Below are 16157 nucleotides of genomic sequence, written 5' to 3' on the forward strand. Positions count from 1 at the left end.
TCCACAAACCAAACCAAACACCAACACGAAACATCGCACACAAGACGCGCACCCCACAAAAGGGGGCGCGCCCTTGCACACGGGCCATCAACACCGCCACATCCCACAAACGACCAAAAAACCAGAACCTCAAACCAAACAACGGGGCTCTCCCTTTGTTGCTCTGCTCTTCACACTGCCTGAACAGTTAGCGCCCTTTTCCGCTATCATCCTCACCAGCGACGTGAGGAGCGTTACTGTGGGTAGAAACAACGAATCATGGGTTGATCAGGCCCGTGCGTGGGCGAAAGAGGAACGGCACTTTGCCGCAGACGCTGAAATGGTGCGGCGCAAACTCCAGAGCGTTGTGCCTGCCGATCGCGTGCTCACCCAACCGGAAGAGCTCACCCCTTACGAGTGTGACGGGTTGTCGGTCTTCCGCGCCCAACCGTTGGCCGTGGTATTGCCGCAGAGTGAAGCGGAGGTGGTCGCGGTGCTGCGCGCGTGCCATGAACTGGGGGTGCCCGTGGTGGCCCGCGGAGCGGGAACAGGACTTTCGGGTGGGGCGACGCCCCATCCGCAGGGGGTCGTGGTGTCGCTCGCGCGCTTGAACCGGATCCTCGCGATCGACCCCGTCGCCCGAACAGCCCGGGTGGAGCCGGGGGTGCGCAATCTCGCCATCAGCGAAGCGGCGGCAGCGTACGGACTCTACTACGCGCCCGACCCTTCGTCGCAGATCGCTTGCACGATCGGCGGTAACGTCGCGGAGAATTCGGGGGGCGTCCATTGCCTGAAGTACGGTTTGACCGTCCATAACGTGCTCCAGGTTCGTGGGTATACCGTGCGGGGCGAACCGGTGACTTTTGGGAGTCTAGCCCCCGACGCGCCGGGGTATGACCTGCTCGCGATTATGGTGGGGTCCGAGGGGATGCTCGCGGTGGTGACTGAGGTGACGGTGCGGCTGTTGCCCAAACCGGTGGTGGCTAAGTGTCTCCTTGCGGCGTTCGATTCGGTGCGCGCTGCAGGGGACGCGGTCGCGGCGGTGATCGCGGCGGGGATTATTCCGGCAGGGCTCGAGATGATGGATCGGGGCGCAACGGTCGCAGTGGAAGAGTTTATCCACGCCGGTTATCCGACCGACGCGGAGGCGCTGCTGTTGTGCGAGGCCGATGGGACACCTGAGGAGGTCGAGGAGGAGATCGCCCGCATGGAGGCGGTGCTCAAAGCCCACGGGGCGACAGAGCTTCGTGTCTCGCGCGATGAAGCGGAGCGGCTGCGCTTCTGGGCGGGGCGCAAAGCCGCGTTTCCGGCCGCGGGGCGGGTTTCGCCCGATTACTACTGTATGGACGGGACAATTCCGCGCCGCGCGATCGGCGAAATGCTCGAGGCGATCCGTGAGATGGAGGGGCGGTACGGGTTACGCTGCCTCAACGTCTTTCACGCGGGCGACGGGAATCTCCACCCGCTGATTCTCTTTGATGCCAATGTGCCTGGCGAATGGGAGCGGGCCGAGGCGTTTGGCGCCGAGATCCTCGAGCGCTCGGTGGCGTTGGGGGGTACGATCACCGGCGAGCATGGGGTGGGGATCGAGAAGATCAACCAGATGTGTGTCCAATTTTCACCTGATGAGCGCGAGGTCTTTTTCGCGATCAAAGCGGCGTTCGACCCCGACGGGTTGCTCAACCCCGGTAAAGCGATTCCGACGCTTCACCGCTGCGCCGAGTATGGCCGGATGCGGGTGTCGCGCGGGGCGTTGCCCTTTCCCGAAATTCCGCGGTTTTGAGGAGGCGGTGTGGCTGCGACGAACAACGTCATCCCGAGATGGCAAGAGGCGATCCGTGTTGCGCGCGAGAAGGGGCATCGGGTCGCGATCGTTGGCGGGGGGAGTAAAGCGGTGCTCCCCTGGTGCAAGATTCCCGACGACGCGGTGGTGATCGCGACGCGGGAGTGGCGAGGGATCGAGCGCTATGAACCGACAGAGTTGGTGGTGACGGTGCGTGCCGGTACGCCGCTTGACGAACTCGAGGCAGCACTCGCCGAACGCCGCCAGTGGCTCCCTTTTGAGCCGCCCCGTTTGGGGCAGGGGGGGACGGTGGGCGGGGCGGTGGCGACAGGCCTTTCGGGGCCGGCGCGCTGGGGTCACGGGGCGGTGCGCGACGCGGTGCTCGGGGTGCAGCTGCTGGATGGGCGGGGGCGGCAGCTCCGCTTCGGTGGCGAGGTGATGAAGAATGTCGCGGGTTACGACGTCTCGCGGCTGCTCGTCGGCTCATGGGGAACGCTCGGGGTGATTCTGACAGTCTCACTCAAGGTTGCACCGCAGCCGCCGGCGTCGCTGACGCTCTCCTTTGCAATGGGCGCCGAGGAGGCGGCAAACGCCCTCAACCGCTGGGCAGGGAAGCCGTTGCCGCTCTCGGCGGCGTTTTGGGCCGAGGGGTTCCTCTGGCTGCGTCTTCGGGGGGCGGAGGCAGCGGTGCGCGCGGCAAGGGAGCAGCTTGGGGGAGAGGTGGTCGAGGAGCGTGATGCCGAGCGCTGGTGGCAGGGCGTTCGCGACCAGGAAGGTCCGCTGTGGGTGGTGCCAGAAGGGCGGGTGTTGTGGCGCGTCGCGGTGCCGCCCACCGCGCCGATGGCCGCGCTCGGTGAGCGCTTCTGGTTTGAAGGGGGCGGCGGAATCCGCTGGGTGGTGGCCGACGCCCAGTGGGACGGCTTTGCGGCGGCGGCGAAGCTCGGGGGGTGGGCGTGGCGCTGGCGGGGGGCGGCAGCGGGGCCGTGGATGAGTCGCCGAAGCGACCCTGTTGCCGCGATCGAAGCGCGGATTCGCACCATCTTCGACCCCGATCGCCTTTTTGGCGACGGGCCCTTTGCCGGAGCGTGAGCGATGCAGACCCATCTTGCCCCATCGGTTGCCGCTTTGCCTGAAGGTCCTGAGGCGGAAGCAATTCTCCGCAAGTGTGTCCATTGCGGTTTCTGTACCGCAACCTGCCCGACCTATCAGCTGTTGGGGGACGAACTCGACGGTCCGCGGGGCCGGATCTACCAGATCAAAATGGTTTTGGAAGGGGCGCCGGCAACCCGGACGATCCAGAACCACCTCGACCGCTGTCTCACCTGTCGGTCGTGTGAGACGACCTGTCCCTCGGGGGTGACCTACCATCGGCTCCTGGACATCGGCCGCGCGGTGGTCGACGCCCAGGTGGCGCGCCCCTGGGGTGAGGCGCTCCTGCGCAGGCTCTTGGCGCGGGTGCTCACCGATCGCGCGCTCTTTACTGCCCTTCTCCGTCTCGGGCAATGGGTGCGGCCGACCCTCCCGAAGCGCTTGGCGCGCACGATTCCCCCGCAAGAGGACCCCGGGGTGTGGCCGGTTGAAAGCCGCGCGCGCCGCATGTGGGTGATGACCGGCTGCGTCCAACCCGCTTTGAGGCCGGCGATCAATGCGGCAACCGCCCGCGTTTTTGCTGCGTTGGGAATTACTTTGACGCCTGCGCCCGACAGCGGCTGCTGTGGGGCGGTGGAACACCACTTGGGGGAAGAGGAGCGGGCCAAAGCGCGCGCGCGGCGCAACATCGACCTCTGGTGGCCCAAGCTCGCAAGCGGTGAGGTCGAGGGGGTGGTGGTGACCGCAAGTGGCTGCGGGGCGCACGTGCGCGATTATGCGGTGCTCCTGGCCCACGACCCCGAATACGCCCAAAAAGCGGCGGAGGTCGTCGCGCGGGTTTGGGACCCCGCCGAGGTGGTCGCGCGGGAGGAGGAGGCGCTCGGCGCACAGCTTGAAGCGGTGCCACCCGGTTCGCGCGGTGTCGTCGCGTTTCATGCCCCCTGTACGTTGCAACACGGGTTACGGGTGCGCGGGGTGGTCGAGCGCATCCTCACCCGCGCCGGTTGGGTGGTGCCTCTCGTGCGTGACGCCCACCTCTGCTGCGGCTCTGCCGGTACCTACAGTCTTTTGCAGCGGCGCATCAGTGAGGCACTCAAGGCGCAGAAGCTCGCGGCACTGACTGAGACGGGGGGCGGGGTGATCGCGACGGCGAACATCGGTTGCCTGGTCCATCTGGCGAGTGGCACTGAGCTCCCGGTCAAACATTGGATCGAACTCGTCGCCGAGGCGCTCCCGCCGCGGCGCGCAGTGGGGTGACGGGGGAATCGCTCTGTCGGGGGTTTCACTTCGAGCGGTGCGCGAAAGTAAAGGGGAGATCGTGGCGGAGTGGCGGTTTACCAAGATGCACGGGCTCGGGAACGACTTCGTCGTCCTCGACGCGGTGCGGCAAAAGATTACGATGACCGCGGAGTTGGCGCGGCGCATTGCCGATCGGGCGTTTGGCATCGGCTGCGACCAGATCCTTTTGGTCGAACCGCCGCCCGACGCGTCGGTCGATTTTCGCTATCGCATTTTCAATGCGGATGGGAGCGAAGTCGAGAATTGCGGCAATGGGGCGCGCTGTTTTGCCCGCTTTGTCGTCGCCGAGGGGTTGACAACGAAGCGGACGGTCCGGGTGGCGACCCGCGCCGGGGTGATCGCGCCGCAGCTCCATGACGACGGCACGGTCACAGTCGATATGGGGGCGCCGCGTTTTTTGCCACACGAGATCCCTTTTGACCCCGCTCAAGCCGACGCCGCGAGCGCGGCCGATTGGGCGGCGCTCGTTGAAGAGGGGATGGCGCCTGCGGTGACGCCGTTGTGGGTGGGCGATGAGCGGCTGATGGTGAGCGTTGTCTCGATGGGGAACCCCCATGCGGTTTTGGTCGTCGGGGACGTTTTGAGCGCCCCGGTGGCTGAGTTGGGGCCGGCGATCGAGCGCCATCCCGCCTTTCCGGCGCGGGTCAATGTCGGCTTTATGGAGGTGGTCTCGCCCCACCAGATCCGCTTGCGGGTCTTCGAGCGGGGGGCAGGGGAGACGCTCGCGTGCGGCACGGGCGCGTGTGCCGCGGTGGTGGCGGGGATTCGCCGCGGGCTTCTCACAAGCCCCGTCACCGTGGTGACGCGAGGCGGAGCGCTCACTGTGGCGTGGGCGGGGATTCGGGACGGAGCGGCTCAGCCGGTCGCGATGACGGGGCCGGCGGTGACCGTCTACCGCGGGGTGTTTGATCCCGACGAGCTCCTCCCCCGTCCCGCGTGGGGGTGAGCGGCGCGCGCACGACTCGGCGGGGGATCGTAATGGTGCGCAGGTGGCGGCAGAGCAAGCGCGCACGGCGGGGAGAAATCGCTTCGCGCCTTTCGGCCGAAGGGGTGAAGCGCTACCTTGCCGCCCATCCCGCCTTTTTTCTCCGTGAAGCGGCGTGGCTTGCGCACCTTGAGCTTCCCGATGGTCTCCCTGCCGATCTGGTTTCGTTAGCGCACCGGCAAGCGGCCTTTTTGCGGGCAGAACGGGATCGGTTGGCTGGGGAGCTGCAGACGCTGCGCGCGGTTGCTGCGGCAAACGATCGCGTGGCGCGCAAGGTCGTGGCGCTCCTCGTGGCGCTGCAGCGTGCGAACACCCCCGAAGCGGTTCGGGCAACGGTGCTCACTTGGGCGACGCGTGAATTGGCGCTGCCGTGCGTGCGGTGGTGTGCGACGCTTCCTGCGCCGCTCGCCGAGTGGTTGGGCGAGCGTCCTCTACGGGCTGCGGCGCTCCCCCTTGACGAGGCGCTCACGAAGTGGCTGGGCAGTACGAGGCTTCGTTCGGCGGCGCTCCTCGCCGTCGCTCCGTCGCTCTGGCTCTTTTTTGCCCATCACGACGCCAGTTACTTCACTGAGGAGAAGGGGACGCTCTTTCTCGAGCAGATCCGCGACGGGGTGCGTGCGGCGTGGTCGCGGGTGGAACCGCTTGCGGACGCGGGTGCTGAGGAGTGGCTCGAGAATAGCGGTGGGTGAGGCGAAGGAAGGAGGTAATCCTCCGCTCGTTGCGGCGTGGCTCGACTACCTGCGGGTGGTGCGCCGCGCTTCACCCCACACCGTCGCGGCTTATGCGCACGAAATCGACCACCTGGTGACGCTCTGCAACGGTGCCTTTGCGGCGGTGACCCCTTTGGCGGTGCGCAAAGCGCTTGCTGCGGCGCACGCGGAGGGTTTGGCGCCGCGGTCGCTTGCCCGACGGCTTTCGGCGTGGCGCGCGTTTTACCGCTGGGCGTGTGCGCATGGGTGGCTTGAGCATAACCCGGTCGACGGGATTCGCCCGCCGCGCGCCGAAAAGCTCCTCCCGAAGGCGTTGCCGGTCGATGAGGCGGTCCGTTTTTTGGACGCGATGGACGCAGCGCGTCCGGCCGCGGCGGGGGAGGGTGTGAAGAGGGAGGTCAGCGATCGTGCCGCTCTCCTCTGGGTGCGTGATCGGGCGATCTTCGAAGTGCTCTACGGTTGCGGGTTGCGCGTGGGGGAGCTCGTGGCGCTCAACGCCGGTGATCCCGCGTGCGATTGGCCGGGGGGGCGAATCGCGGTGGTGGGGAAGCGGCAGAAGCGGCGGTGGGTGCCGGTGGGGCGAGCAGCGCAGCGCGCGGTGGCCGAGTGGCTCGCGGTCCGGCCGCTCCTCGCGCGTCTCGACGAGCCGGCGCTCTTCGTCTCCGAGCGCGGCGGGCGCCTCTCGCCGCAGGGGGTGGCATCGCGGTTGGGCTATTGGGCGGAGCGGTTGGGGTTTTCCCAGCGGCTCCACCCCCATATGTTGCGCCACAGTTTCGCGAGCCACCTGCTGCAGTCGAGTGGCGATCTGCGCGCGGTGCAGGAGCTTTTGGGGCACGCGTCGCTTGCCAGCACCCAGGTCTACACCAAGCTCGACGCGCAGCACCTGGCGCGGATCTACGACGCGGCCCATCCGCGGGCGCGGAGAAAGTGACGCCGCAGAGGAGTAGCGCGTCTGCCCGGGGCTGGAGGCGCGGCGGGGAGCGGCCAAAGCGCGGTAGAATCACGGCATGGCCGATCTGATTCTCAAACCGGGAAAAGAGCGCTCGGTTAAGGCGCGTCATCCGTGGATCTATGCCCAAAGCGTTGCTCAGGTGGTCGGGCGCGCGGAGAATGGCGCAACGGTGCGCGTCTGCGCCTCCGACGGTACCCCGCTTGCACGCGCGGGGCTTTCGCTCACTTCGGCGATTCGCGCCCGCATCTGGCACTTCAACCCCGATCAGCCGGTCGACCACGCCTTCTTCCGGCGACGGATCGCTCAGGCAGTTGCGTGGCGCACACGCTTTCCGACACTCGCGGGGCAGACGGGGGTGCGGTTGGTGCACGGCGAAGCCGACGGGCTCCCAGGGGTGATCATCGACCGCTTTGGTGCGGTGGCTGTTTTGCAGATCACCTTTGCCGGGGCGGACCGGTGGCGGGAGGCGATCGTCGATGCGCTGGTGCGGGCGCTGCCTGATCTCTCCGCCGTATACGAGCGGTCCGATTCCGAAGTGCGGCAACGCGAGGGGCTGCCGCCACGTTCGGGGTTGGTGTGGGGAGCGCTTCCCGACGAGGTGGTGGTCGACGAGTATGGCGTGCGCTTTGCCGTCGACGTCGTTCGCGGCCACAAGACCGGTTTCTATCTCGACCAGCGGGAGAACCGCTACCTGGTGCAACGGCTTGCCGAGGGGATGCGGTTGCTCAACACCTTCTGTTATACCGGAGGGTTTTCGCTGCACGCGCTCAAAGGAGGCGCGCAGGAGGTCTGGTCGGTCGATTCGAGCGCCGCAGCGCTCGAGGGGCTTGCCCGAAACCTGGCGCTCAATCCCGATCTTCCGGCAGAACGGTCGCGGGTGATCGAGACCGACGTCTTTTCCGGGCTGCGCGAATGGTTTCAGGCTGGGGAGACCTTCGATTGCGTGATCCTCGACCCGCCGAAATTTGCTCCGTCGGCAGCGCACGCTGAGCGAGCGAAGCGCGCCTACCGCGATATCAACCTCTTTGGGATGCGGCTCGTCCGTCCAGGCGGTTATCTGATGACCTACTCCTGTTCCGGCGGAATTGGGCTGCAGGAGTTCCAGGCGCTGGTGGCCACCTGTGCCGCGGAGAACCGAAGGAGCGGCCAGATCGTTGCCCGGCTCACCGCCGGGGCTGACCATCCGATTGGCCTCGGGGCACCGGAAGGGGAGTACCTCAAAGGGCTGTTGGTCCGTTTTGACTGACTTTTTGCGTGAGATCAAAGAACTACTTCTCCGTTTGTGGTACGATCCCCTGCTTTTCGGGAATTTTTGCGCGAGGTAAGGTATGGAGCTGCAATTTCCAGTCTCCTGGTATTTCGACGAAGCGCTCTACCAGAAAGAGCTCGAGTGCCTCTTCAAGAATGGCCCCGGCTACCTCGGTCACGAGCTGATGGTCCCTGAGGTGGGGAGCTACCGCGCGTTGGAGCAGTTCGACGAGGGGATGGCGCTCGTGCGCGATCGCGAAGGGGTCCATCTCCTCTCCAATATCTGCCGCCACCGCCAGGCGATCATGTTGCGCGGCAGCGGCAAAACCGAGCAGATCGTCTGTCCGCTCCACCGCTGGAGCTACGCGCTCGACGGGCGCCTGCTCGGTGCGCCCCATTTTCCGGAGAATCCTTGCCTCCACTTAGAGCGGCTGGCGGTGCAGAATTGGCACGGACTCCTCTTCCGCGGGCCGCGCGATGTGCTCGCCGATTTGGCGGGGATGAGGCCACAGTTTGCCGACCGCTTCAATTTTTCTGGGTATAAACTCGACCGGGTGGTGGCGCACGAGTGCCGGTACAACTGGAAGACCTTTGTTGAGGTCTATCTTGAGGATTACCACGTGGTGCCGTTTCATCCGGGGCTCGGCAACTTCGTCGATTGCGACCAGCTCGAGTGGCAGTTTGGCGAATGGTATTCGGTCCAGCGGGTGGGGATCACGTCGCTTGCGCGCGCCGGTACCCCCACCTACGAGCGGTGGCACCGGGCGGTGTTGCAGCACTACGATGGGCAGTTGCCGCCGGATGGGGCGATCTGGCTCCTCTACTATCCGAACGTGATGGTCGAGTGGTACCCCCACTCCTTGGTGATCAGTACCCTGTGGCCGCAGGGGGTCGACAAGACGCTCAATCTGGTCGAGTTCTACTATCCTGAAGAGATCGCCGAGTTTGAGCGCGACTTTGTCGAAGCCGAGCAGGCGGCCTACATGGAGACGGCGGTTGAGGATGACGAGATTGCCGAGCGGATGGACCGGGGCCGCAAAGTGTTGTGGCAAGAGGGGCGAAACGAGGTCGGTCCCTACCAATCGCCCTACGAGGACGGGATGCCCCATTTCCACGCCTTCTACCGCCGGGTAATGGCCGATCATCTGCCTCAATAGGAACGCTTTGCCGTGATCACCTTTGGCAACGACCCTGGAGCGCAGCAGGAGACGCTAGCCGCCTTTTTTTCGCTGCCTGACAACCTCGCTTTGACGCTCGACGCGGAGGACCGCATCGTGGCGGCGAGTGCGGGGCTTCAGACACTGCTCGGCGGCCCCGAGGCGGTGGTACCGGGGCAGAGTTTCGCGTCGTTGCTCTTCGAAGCCGATCGCCAGCCGGTCCAAGAGCGTCTGGCGGAGGCGCGCAAGGAGGGGACGACGGTCCGCTTTTCGGCGCGCTTGCGTTGTCATGACGGGCGCTTTGTCGGGTTGGCGTGGTCGGCGATCCAGGCGGGTCGTGAGGGGGTTCTCGTGCTTGCGGCGCACGAGGTGGGGGTGGTGCTCGACGCCAAAGCCCAACTGGCCCCTGAGCTCACCGATCGCTTGACGGGGCTCCCCAATCTGCCCCTCTTCCTCAATCGGGTGGAACACGCGTTGCAGCGGCTGCGCCGCAACGCCTCGGCCCGTTTTGCGGTGGTTTGTCTGGGGCTCGATCGCTTTCAGCTTGTCAACCACCGTTTCGGCTATTGGGCAGGGGATCTGATGCTTTCGGAGGTGGCTGAGCGGCTGCGGCGCAACGTTCGCCCCACCGACATGGTGTCACGCGTCGGGGGGGACGAGTTCTGCGTGCTCCTCGAGGATGTGCGCGATGCCACCTCGCCCCTGCGGGTGATTGAGCGGTGGCGGCGGCAGGTGTCGTTTCCGTTCGTCGTCGGCGGCCAGGAGCTCACGTGGAGCTTTTCGGCCGGGGTGGCGACGGTGACGGCGGGGGCACTCTCGGCGGCGGGTGAGGTGACGAGCGAGTCGCTGCTCTCGGAGGCGCAATTGGCGTTGCGTCAGGCGAAACGGGAAGGGGGCGCCGCAGCGGTGATCTCGGACCCGGCGATGCACCTCGCGGTCCAGCAGCAGATGGAGACCGAAGCGGAGCTGCGCGTCGGAGTGAAGACGGGGGCGTTCGAGCCCTATTTCCAGCCGATCGTCGATATGGCGACCCGCGCCATCGTCGGCTTCGAAGCGCTGGTGCGATGGCTCCACCCCAAGCGGGGGGTTGTTGCGCCCGGCGCTTTTTTGACCGTGGCGGAGGAGAGCGGGTTGATCGATCCGATCGGCCGCCTGACGATCGCCGCAGCGCTCAATGCGCTTGGCAGCTGGAGCAAACGGCTGCCGCATCGGCCGGTCACGTTGGCGATCAATGTCTCGCCCCGGCAGCTGCTCGTTGCCGATTTCGCCGATTGGTTGCTCGCTGCGGTGCGCGACGCGGGGGTTTCGCCTGAGCGGGTGAAGGTGGAGATCACCGAGACCGCGATCCTGGAACAGAGCGACCGCACCCGGGCGATTGTGCAGCGCTGGGGTGAGGCCGGTTTGCAGCTTCAGCTGGACGATTTTGGCACCGGCTACTCGTCGTTGAGCTGTCTCTATCAGATCCCGGTGCGGGCGATCAAGATCGACCGCACTTTTGTCGCCGAGATCGACAAGCCTCGGGGGTACTCGTTCGTTCGGGGGGTGATTGATCTTGCCCGTTCGCTGGGGCTTGAGGTGGTGTGTGAAGGGGTCGAGAGCGAGGAGCAGCACGCGCAGCTCCTGGCGATGGGGGCGCACTGGGGGCAGGGTTATCTCTATTCGCGGCCGGTGGCGGCGAACCAGGCGTTGGCGATGCTGCTTTGCGGGCAGTGAGCCGACGGCGTTTCGCTGAGCGTCCCGTAAGGGGCGAGCGCCGAGGCAAGGAGAAGCAGGAGGAGACTCAGCGCGAGCAACGCCAATTGGCGGTGGTGCCAGGCGAGTGGGGCGGTGGTGAGGTGACTTTGCTGCGCGCGGCGAAAGATTCGCCATCCCGCTGCGGCAAGGAAGAGGAGCGCGACGCCGACCGTTCGGGTGAGAGGTGGTGAGAGGAACCAGCCACACCCTGGCGCGAGGCGGTCGGGCATCTCGAACGCGGGGGCAAAGAGGGTGAGGTAACCGCCTGCAACGAGGGTGAAGAGCCAAGCGAACGCGAGAAAGGTGCGCATCGTGCGCCGTTATCCCTCTTCTTCCGGAAGCGGAAAGAGTGCCGGTTGGGCTTCTGGCGTGGAGGGGCGCGGGGGATGGAGCCCCAGGTGGCGATAGACTGCAGCGGTGGCGACTCGGCCGCGAGGGGTGCGCTGGAGATACCCCTGTTGAATGAGGTAGGGTTCGATCACCTCTTCGATGGTGTCGGGGGCTTCGCCAATCGCCGCGGCGACGTTTTCAAGTCCCACCGGACCGCCGCCAAACCGTTCGACGATCGCAGAAAGGAGCTTGCGGTCCATCACGTCGAGGCCGAGGGGATCGACCTCCAGGAGCGTCAGCGCTTCGTGGGCAACCGACGCGGTGATCGTGCCGTTTGCCTTGACTTGGGCAAAATCGCGCACCCGGCGCAGGAGCCGGTTGGCGATGCGCGGGGTGCCGCGGGAGCGGCGCGCGATCTCCATCGCGCCCGCGTCGTCGATCGCCACCTGAAGAAGCGCCGCGGAACGCAGGACGATCCTTTGCAGCTCTGCGGCACTGTAGAACTCGAGCCGCGCGACGATGCCAAAGCGGTCGCGCAGCGGATTGGTGAGCATTCCGGCGCGGGTTGTGGCCCCCACCAGGGTGAAGGGGGCGACGTCGAGTTTGATCGACCGCGCGGCGGGTCCTTCGCCGATGACGATGTCGATCTGGTAATCCTCCATCGCCGGGTAGAGGATCTCTTCCACCACCGGCGAGAGGCGGTGGATTTCGTCGATGAAGAGGACGTCGCGCGGCTGTAGAGTCGTCAAAATCGCCGCGAGGTCGCCTGCCCGCTCGAGCACCGGCCCTGAGGTCTGGTGAAAGCCGACGCCCAACTCTTCAGCGATGATGTGGGCAAGCGTCGTCTTTCCGAGCCCCGGGGGACCAAAGAGGAGGACGTGGTCGAGGGCGTCACTACGCTGCCGGGCCGCTTCGATGAAGATCGCGAGCTGTTCGCGCGTTTTGCGCTGACCGGTGTATTCCGCAAGCCGTTTGGGCCGCAGCGCGCGCTCGAAGCGCTCATCGCCAGCAAGCGGTTGCGGGGCGATCAACCGGTCGTTCATGGCTTAGCCGTTGTCGTCGGAGCTCTCCGTGACGGGGTCCGGAGTGCGCGTTTTTTGCTGCGGCTGCGGTTCAGGGTCGGGCAGACGGATCTGGTGTTCGGTGCTGAACTGGTAGTCGCGAAAGACATGCTCGGCGGTGAGGAGCTGGTAGGTGCCGTCGGGATAGCGGCGGGTGGTGTCTTTGAGGCGGTAGACGGTGTGGCCGCAGGTCCACACCTTGAAGTTGCGCATGTGGGTGCAGAGACAGGTCTTCTCCCAGACGTGGAGTTTCTCTCCAGGGGGCGTCGTCTCGACTGCCCGATTGTAGGCGTCGATGTAGGCGCAGTGGCCGTTGGCGTCGAGGAGATACCCGTAGGACTCGCAATTGGGGCGGATGCCGCTGCCGATCGCGGGGCTATTGCGAAGCATGCGCATGGGGTAGCCGGTGGGGGAGATGGTGTTGACCACCACATCCTCTTCATTCGCTTTGAAGTACTCCTGTTTGACCTCGTCGGGGAGCCCACACTCGCGGGTGACGGTAAAGCGCGTCGCGACTTGTACGGCTGCCGCGCCCATTTCCAGCATCTCGACGGCGTCGGTTCCGGTGAAGATCCCGCCCGCGGGAATCACCGGGATTTCGAGGTGGTTTTCCGCAAGATAGTGGAGCACCTCGGCGGTGATGGTCTTCAGGTTGTAGTTGGCCCAGTCGAGGCCAAAGCCGAGGTGGCCGCCGGCGAGCGGCCCTTCGACGACGACGTAGTCGGGGAGCCGCCCGGTGCGGCTGTTCTTCTTGAGAAAGAGGGCGAGCGCCCGCACCGAGGAGACGATGATCCCGAGTTTTGCGTCGCGAAAGCGCGGATGCTCTTCGATCAGCGCGAAGCTGCCGAGGTGGAGCCCCGCCGAGAGGGTGATGCCGTCGATCCCGGCATCCAGCGCCGCCTCGAGCCGCACCTTGAGGGTCTCTTTCGGTGCCCCCATGGTGAGTTTTTCCATGCAGTTGATGAAGATGAGCCCCTCGCCGCGCTTCTTTTCGATCGTCTTGGCGACATGGAGCATCTGCGCTTCGCGGACCATCCCCAAGTCGAATTTCACCGCCGATTTGTCGCTGCTTTTGACGTTGTATTTGTATTTTTTGAGCTTTTCCTTGGTGAATTCGGTCTCATACCGACGGTCGGTGACGGTGGGGACCATCGCGTCGGAGATGTGACCGATGCCCCCGAGGCGGGCGATTTCGAGCGCGAGGTCGGTGTTGGAGATATCGACCCCCATCCCGCCCAACATGAGCGGGACGAGTTCAGGGCCCCGTCCGCCGAAACGGAGGCGAAAGTCATCGAGTGCGCGGCGTGTGGTCATTCTCTTTGAGCTCCCTTGGTGTCATCCTTTATCCAATCATACTGCACCGAAACGGGCCGCGCGCCACTTACCGTTTCCAGCCACTTTTGAGGGCGACGGTGCGGTTGAACACGGGTCGCTCCGGGCTGTGGTCGAAACGGTCCGTGGCGAAATAGCCGTGGCGTTCGAACTGGAAGCGCGTCTCCGGCGGGGCTTCGGCCGCGGCCCGTTCGACGACGATCTGAATGGTGCGCAGCGACTCCGGGTTGAGGTCGTCGAGGAAGTGGCGTTCCACGCCGTCAGCGGTCGGCGCGCCAGGGATCGGCTGGGTAAAGAGGCGATCGTAGAGGCGCGCTTCGGCGGTAACCGCGTGCTCAGCCGAAAGCCAGTGGATTGCCCCTTTCGGTTTGTAGGCTTCGGCCCCCGGCGTGCCGCTCTTCGAGTCGGGGTAGTAGTGCGCGGTGACACGGGTGATCCGCCCGTCGTCCCCTTTCTCAAAGCCAGTGCAGCGGATCACGAACCCGTAACGCAGGCGCACCTCCGCTCCGGGGGAGAGGCGTTTGAACCCCTTTTCCGGGACCTCCATGAAGTCGTCGCGTTCGATCCAGAGGCGCTGGGTAAAGGGGATTGGGCGCGTGTTCCACTGCGGCTTTTGCGGGTGGTTCGGCGCTTCGCACCAGACCGTTTCGCCCGCCGGGAAGTTGGTGATCACAAGCTCCAGCGGGTCGAGGACCGCGATGCGGCGGGGGGCGATTTCATTGAGCGCGTCGCGCTGCGCCTCTTCAAAGACGGTGTAGTCGATCCAGCTCTCGGCTTTGGCCACTCCGGTGCGCTCGACGAAGAGACGAAAGCCCTCGGGACAGTAGCCGCGGCGACGTGCGCCCGCGAGTGTCGGCATCCGCGGGTCGTCCCAGCCGGTGACCACCCCTTTCTCGACAAGTTCGATCAGTTTGCGCTTCGACAGCACCGTGTATTCGAGGTTGAGGCGGGCAAACTCGATCTGCCGGGGGAGCGGGCGCGAGAAGAGCCCCGCGTCGGCGAGCGCTGCGAGGAGCCAGTCGTAGAAGGGGCGCTGGTCTTCAAATTCGAGAGTGCAGAGCGAGTGGGTAATCCCCTCGATCGCGTCTTCGATCGGGTGGGCAAAGGTGTAGGTGGGGTAGATGCACCAGCGGTTGCCGGTGCGGTAGTGGGCGACATGGCGGATGCGGTAGAGGATCGGGTCGCGGAGGTTCAGGTTGGGGTGGGCCATGTCGATCTTGGCGCGAAGGACGTGGGCGCCGTTGGGGAACTCCCCAGCCTGCATACGGCGAAAGAGGTCGAGGTTCTCCGCGACACTGCGGTCGCGGTAGGGGCTCGGGGTGCCCGGTTCGGTGAGGGTCCCGCGTTGCACTCGAATGAGCTCGGGGGGTTGTGAATCGACGTAGGCAAGCCCCCGCTCGATGAGCGCTTCTGCGCAGCGTACCATCGTCGCGAAGTAGTCGGAGGCGTAGTAGCGGTGTTCGCCCCAGTCGTAACCGAGCCACGCCACCGCCTCTTCGATCGAGCGGGCGTAGGCTTCGCTCTCCTTTTCGGGGTTGGTGTCGTCAAAGCGCAGGTGGCACCGTCCGCCGTAGGATTTCGCCATCTCGAAGTTGAGAATGATCGCTTTGGCGTGGCCGAGGTGGAGAAACCCGTTCGGTTCCGGCGGAAAGCGGGTCACGACCCCAGGGTAGCGTCCGGCGGCAAGGTCGGCTTCGATTTCGGTGCGGATGAAGTTGCTGGGAATCGGCGTCGTCATCTAAATTCTGCGTGCCAGTAAAACTGCTCTATTCTACACGCAAGAGGCCGAGCGCTTCGCGCCAAAGGGCGGTTTTTTCCGCGAGTGTCCGTGTGGCATGCGCAGGCGACGTCGACGGGGCCGGGAAGTGGGCCAGGCGCGCTTTCGTCGCTGCCGGGAGATCGCGCCAAATGTGGCGGCGAAAGAGGGTGGTGGCGGTGGTGCCGTTGGTGACGATGCGGGTAATGGTTGGATGGGTGTCGAGGAGCGCGGCAACCTCATTGACGACGATCGTTTCGGGCGCGATCGCGTCGTCACGGCTTCCCTTGCGCGCGCAGCTTGCGATCACGTCCCACAGCGCAACGCCACGCGCAGCGAGCCGCGCCACCCGTTCGGGGTAGGGAAGGTGGGGATCGAAGCCGAAGAGTGCTCCCATGATCGGCCAGAAGGCGTTGCGGGGGTGGGCATAGTAGGCGTTCGCGGCAAGCGATGCGACGCTCGGAAACGAGCCGAGGATGAGACGCGTCGGCGCCTCGCCCACGATCGGCGGAAAGCCGCGGGGTGCTTCGCGGAGAGGGGGCGAAGGGGCGTTGCAGGTTGCAGTTGGCGAGGGGTGCGACGTTGCGGTCAGTGTCATGGAAAGCGTTGCGGATCAGTTACCGTTTGTGACCCTCATCGGCGCGCGATGTTCCCGCTTGGGCAACAAGCGGTGAGGCAGCTCGAGGGGGGAGAGGTAAAATGGTACCTCACCTTGAGCAAAAAGCTCGTGCGAGAGACCCTA

The 16157-nt window shown here is 65.5% G+C and carries 14 protein-coding genes; 9 read left to right on the forward strand and 5 right to left on the reverse strand.

What is annotated here, in order from left to right:
• Nucleotides 1–319 precede the first annotated feature (319 nt).
• The 9 genes from ACYQ6T_RS09725 (at nt 320) to ACYQ6T_RS09765 (ending at nt 10915) form a co-directional block, all read left to right on the forward strand.
• Entirely contained in the window at nt 320–1762 is a 1443-nt protein-coding gene (locus tag ACYQ6T_RS09725; protein WP_459830408.1) for an FAD-linked oxidase C-terminal domain-containing protein, read from the forward strand.
• A gap of 9 nt (nt 1763–1771) precedes the next feature.
• A complete protein-coding gene (gene glcE, locus ACYQ6T_RS09730; protein WP_459830392.1) occupies nt 1772–2851 on the forward strand; it encodes a glycolate oxidase subunit GlcE in 1080 nt (359 codons plus the stop codon).
• Nucleotides 2852–2854: 3 nt separating this feature from the next.
• Nucleotides 2855–4108, forward strand: coding sequence for a glycolate oxidase subunit GlcF (glcF, locus tag ACYQ6T_RS09735; RefSeq protein WP_459830393.1), 1254 nt, complete (start codon nt 2855–2857; stop codon nt 4106–4108).
• An 85-nt stretch (nt 4109–4193) separates the two neighbouring features.
• Nucleotides 4194–5096 carry a diaminopimelate epimerase gene (gene dapF, locus ACYQ6T_RS09740; RefSeq protein ID WP_459830409.1) on the forward strand — a complete coding sequence of 301 codons (903 nt, stop codon included), beginning with the start codon at nt 4194–4196 and terminating at the stop codon, nt 5094–5096.
• Nucleotides 5097–5128: 32 nt separating this feature from the next.
• Entirely contained in the window at nt 5129–5824 is a 696-nt protein-coding gene (locus ACYQ6T_RS09745) for a DUF484 family protein (protein WP_459830394.1), read from the forward strand.
• Nucleotides 5817–6776: a tyrosine recombinase XerC gene (locus ACYQ6T_RS09750; RefSeq protein WP_459830395.1), complete on the forward strand. Its 960-nt coding sequence runs from the start codon at nt 5817–5819 to the stop codon at nt 6774–6776. The genes ACYQ6T_RS09745 and ACYQ6T_RS09750 overlap by 8 nt, the downstream gene beginning before the upstream one ends.
• A gap of 76 nt (nt 6777–6852) precedes the next feature.
• On the forward strand, nt 6853–8043 hold the full coding sequence (locus ACYQ6T_RS09755; RefSeq protein WP_459830397.1) for a class I SAM-dependent rRNA methyltransferase: 1191 nt from the start codon (nt 6853–6855) through the stop codon (nt 8041–8043).
• A gap of 82 nt (nt 8044–8125) precedes the next feature.
• Nucleotides 8126–9202: an aromatic ring-hydroxylating oxygenase subunit alpha gene (locus ACYQ6T_RS09760; RefSeq protein WP_459830398.1), complete on the forward strand. Its 1077-nt coding sequence runs from the start codon at nt 8126–8128 to the stop codon at nt 9200–9202.
• A 12-nt stretch (nt 9203–9214) separates the two neighbouring features.
• The gene (locus ACYQ6T_RS09765; protein ID WP_459830399.1) at nt 9215–10915 is read left to right on the forward strand and encodes a putative bifunctional diguanylate cyclase/phosphodiesterase; all 1701 of its coding nucleotides are present in this window, start codon (nt 9215–9217) and stop codon (nt 10913–10915) included.
• Here ACYQ6T_RS09765 and ACYQ6T_RS09770 read toward each other — a convergent pair.
• From ACYQ6T_RS09770 to ACYQ6T_RS09790, 5 genes are all read right to left on the reverse strand, one after another.
• Nucleotides 10858–11247, reverse strand: coding sequence for a hypothetical protein (locus ACYQ6T_RS09770; RefSeq protein ID WP_459830400.1), 390 nt, complete (start codon nt 11245–11247; stop codon nt 10858–10860). The genes ACYQ6T_RS09765 and ACYQ6T_RS09770 overlap by 58 nt on opposite strands.
• A 9-nt stretch (nt 11248–11256) precedes the next feature.
• Nucleotides 11257–12309, reverse strand: coding sequence for a Holliday junction branch migration DNA helicase RuvB (ruvB, locus tag ACYQ6T_RS09775; RefSeq protein ID WP_459830401.1), 1053 nt, complete (start codon nt 12307–12309; stop codon nt 11257–11259).
• Between the two features lie 3 nt (nt 12310–12312).
• Entirely contained in the window at nt 12313–13641 is a 1329-nt protein-coding gene (locus ACYQ6T_RS09780; protein ID WP_459830403.1) for a nitronate monooxygenase, read from the reverse strand.
• Between the two features lie 67 nt (nt 13642–13708).
• Nucleotides 13709–15397, reverse strand: coding sequence for a glutamine--tRNA ligase/YqeY domain fusion protein (locus tag ACYQ6T_RS09785; RefSeq protein WP_459830405.1), 1689 nt, complete (start codon nt 15395–15397; stop codon nt 13709–13711).
• A gap of 28 nt (nt 15398–15425) precedes the next feature.
• The gene (locus ACYQ6T_RS09790) at nt 15426–16013 is read right to left on the reverse strand and encodes a DNA-deoxyinosine glycosylase (RefSeq protein ID WP_459830406.1); all 588 of its coding nucleotides are present in this window, start codon (nt 16011–16013) and stop codon (nt 15426–15428) included.
• Between the last annotated feature and the right edge of the window lie 144 nt (nt 16014–16157).

The organism is Hydrogenophilus islandicus, from assembly GCF_054657095.1.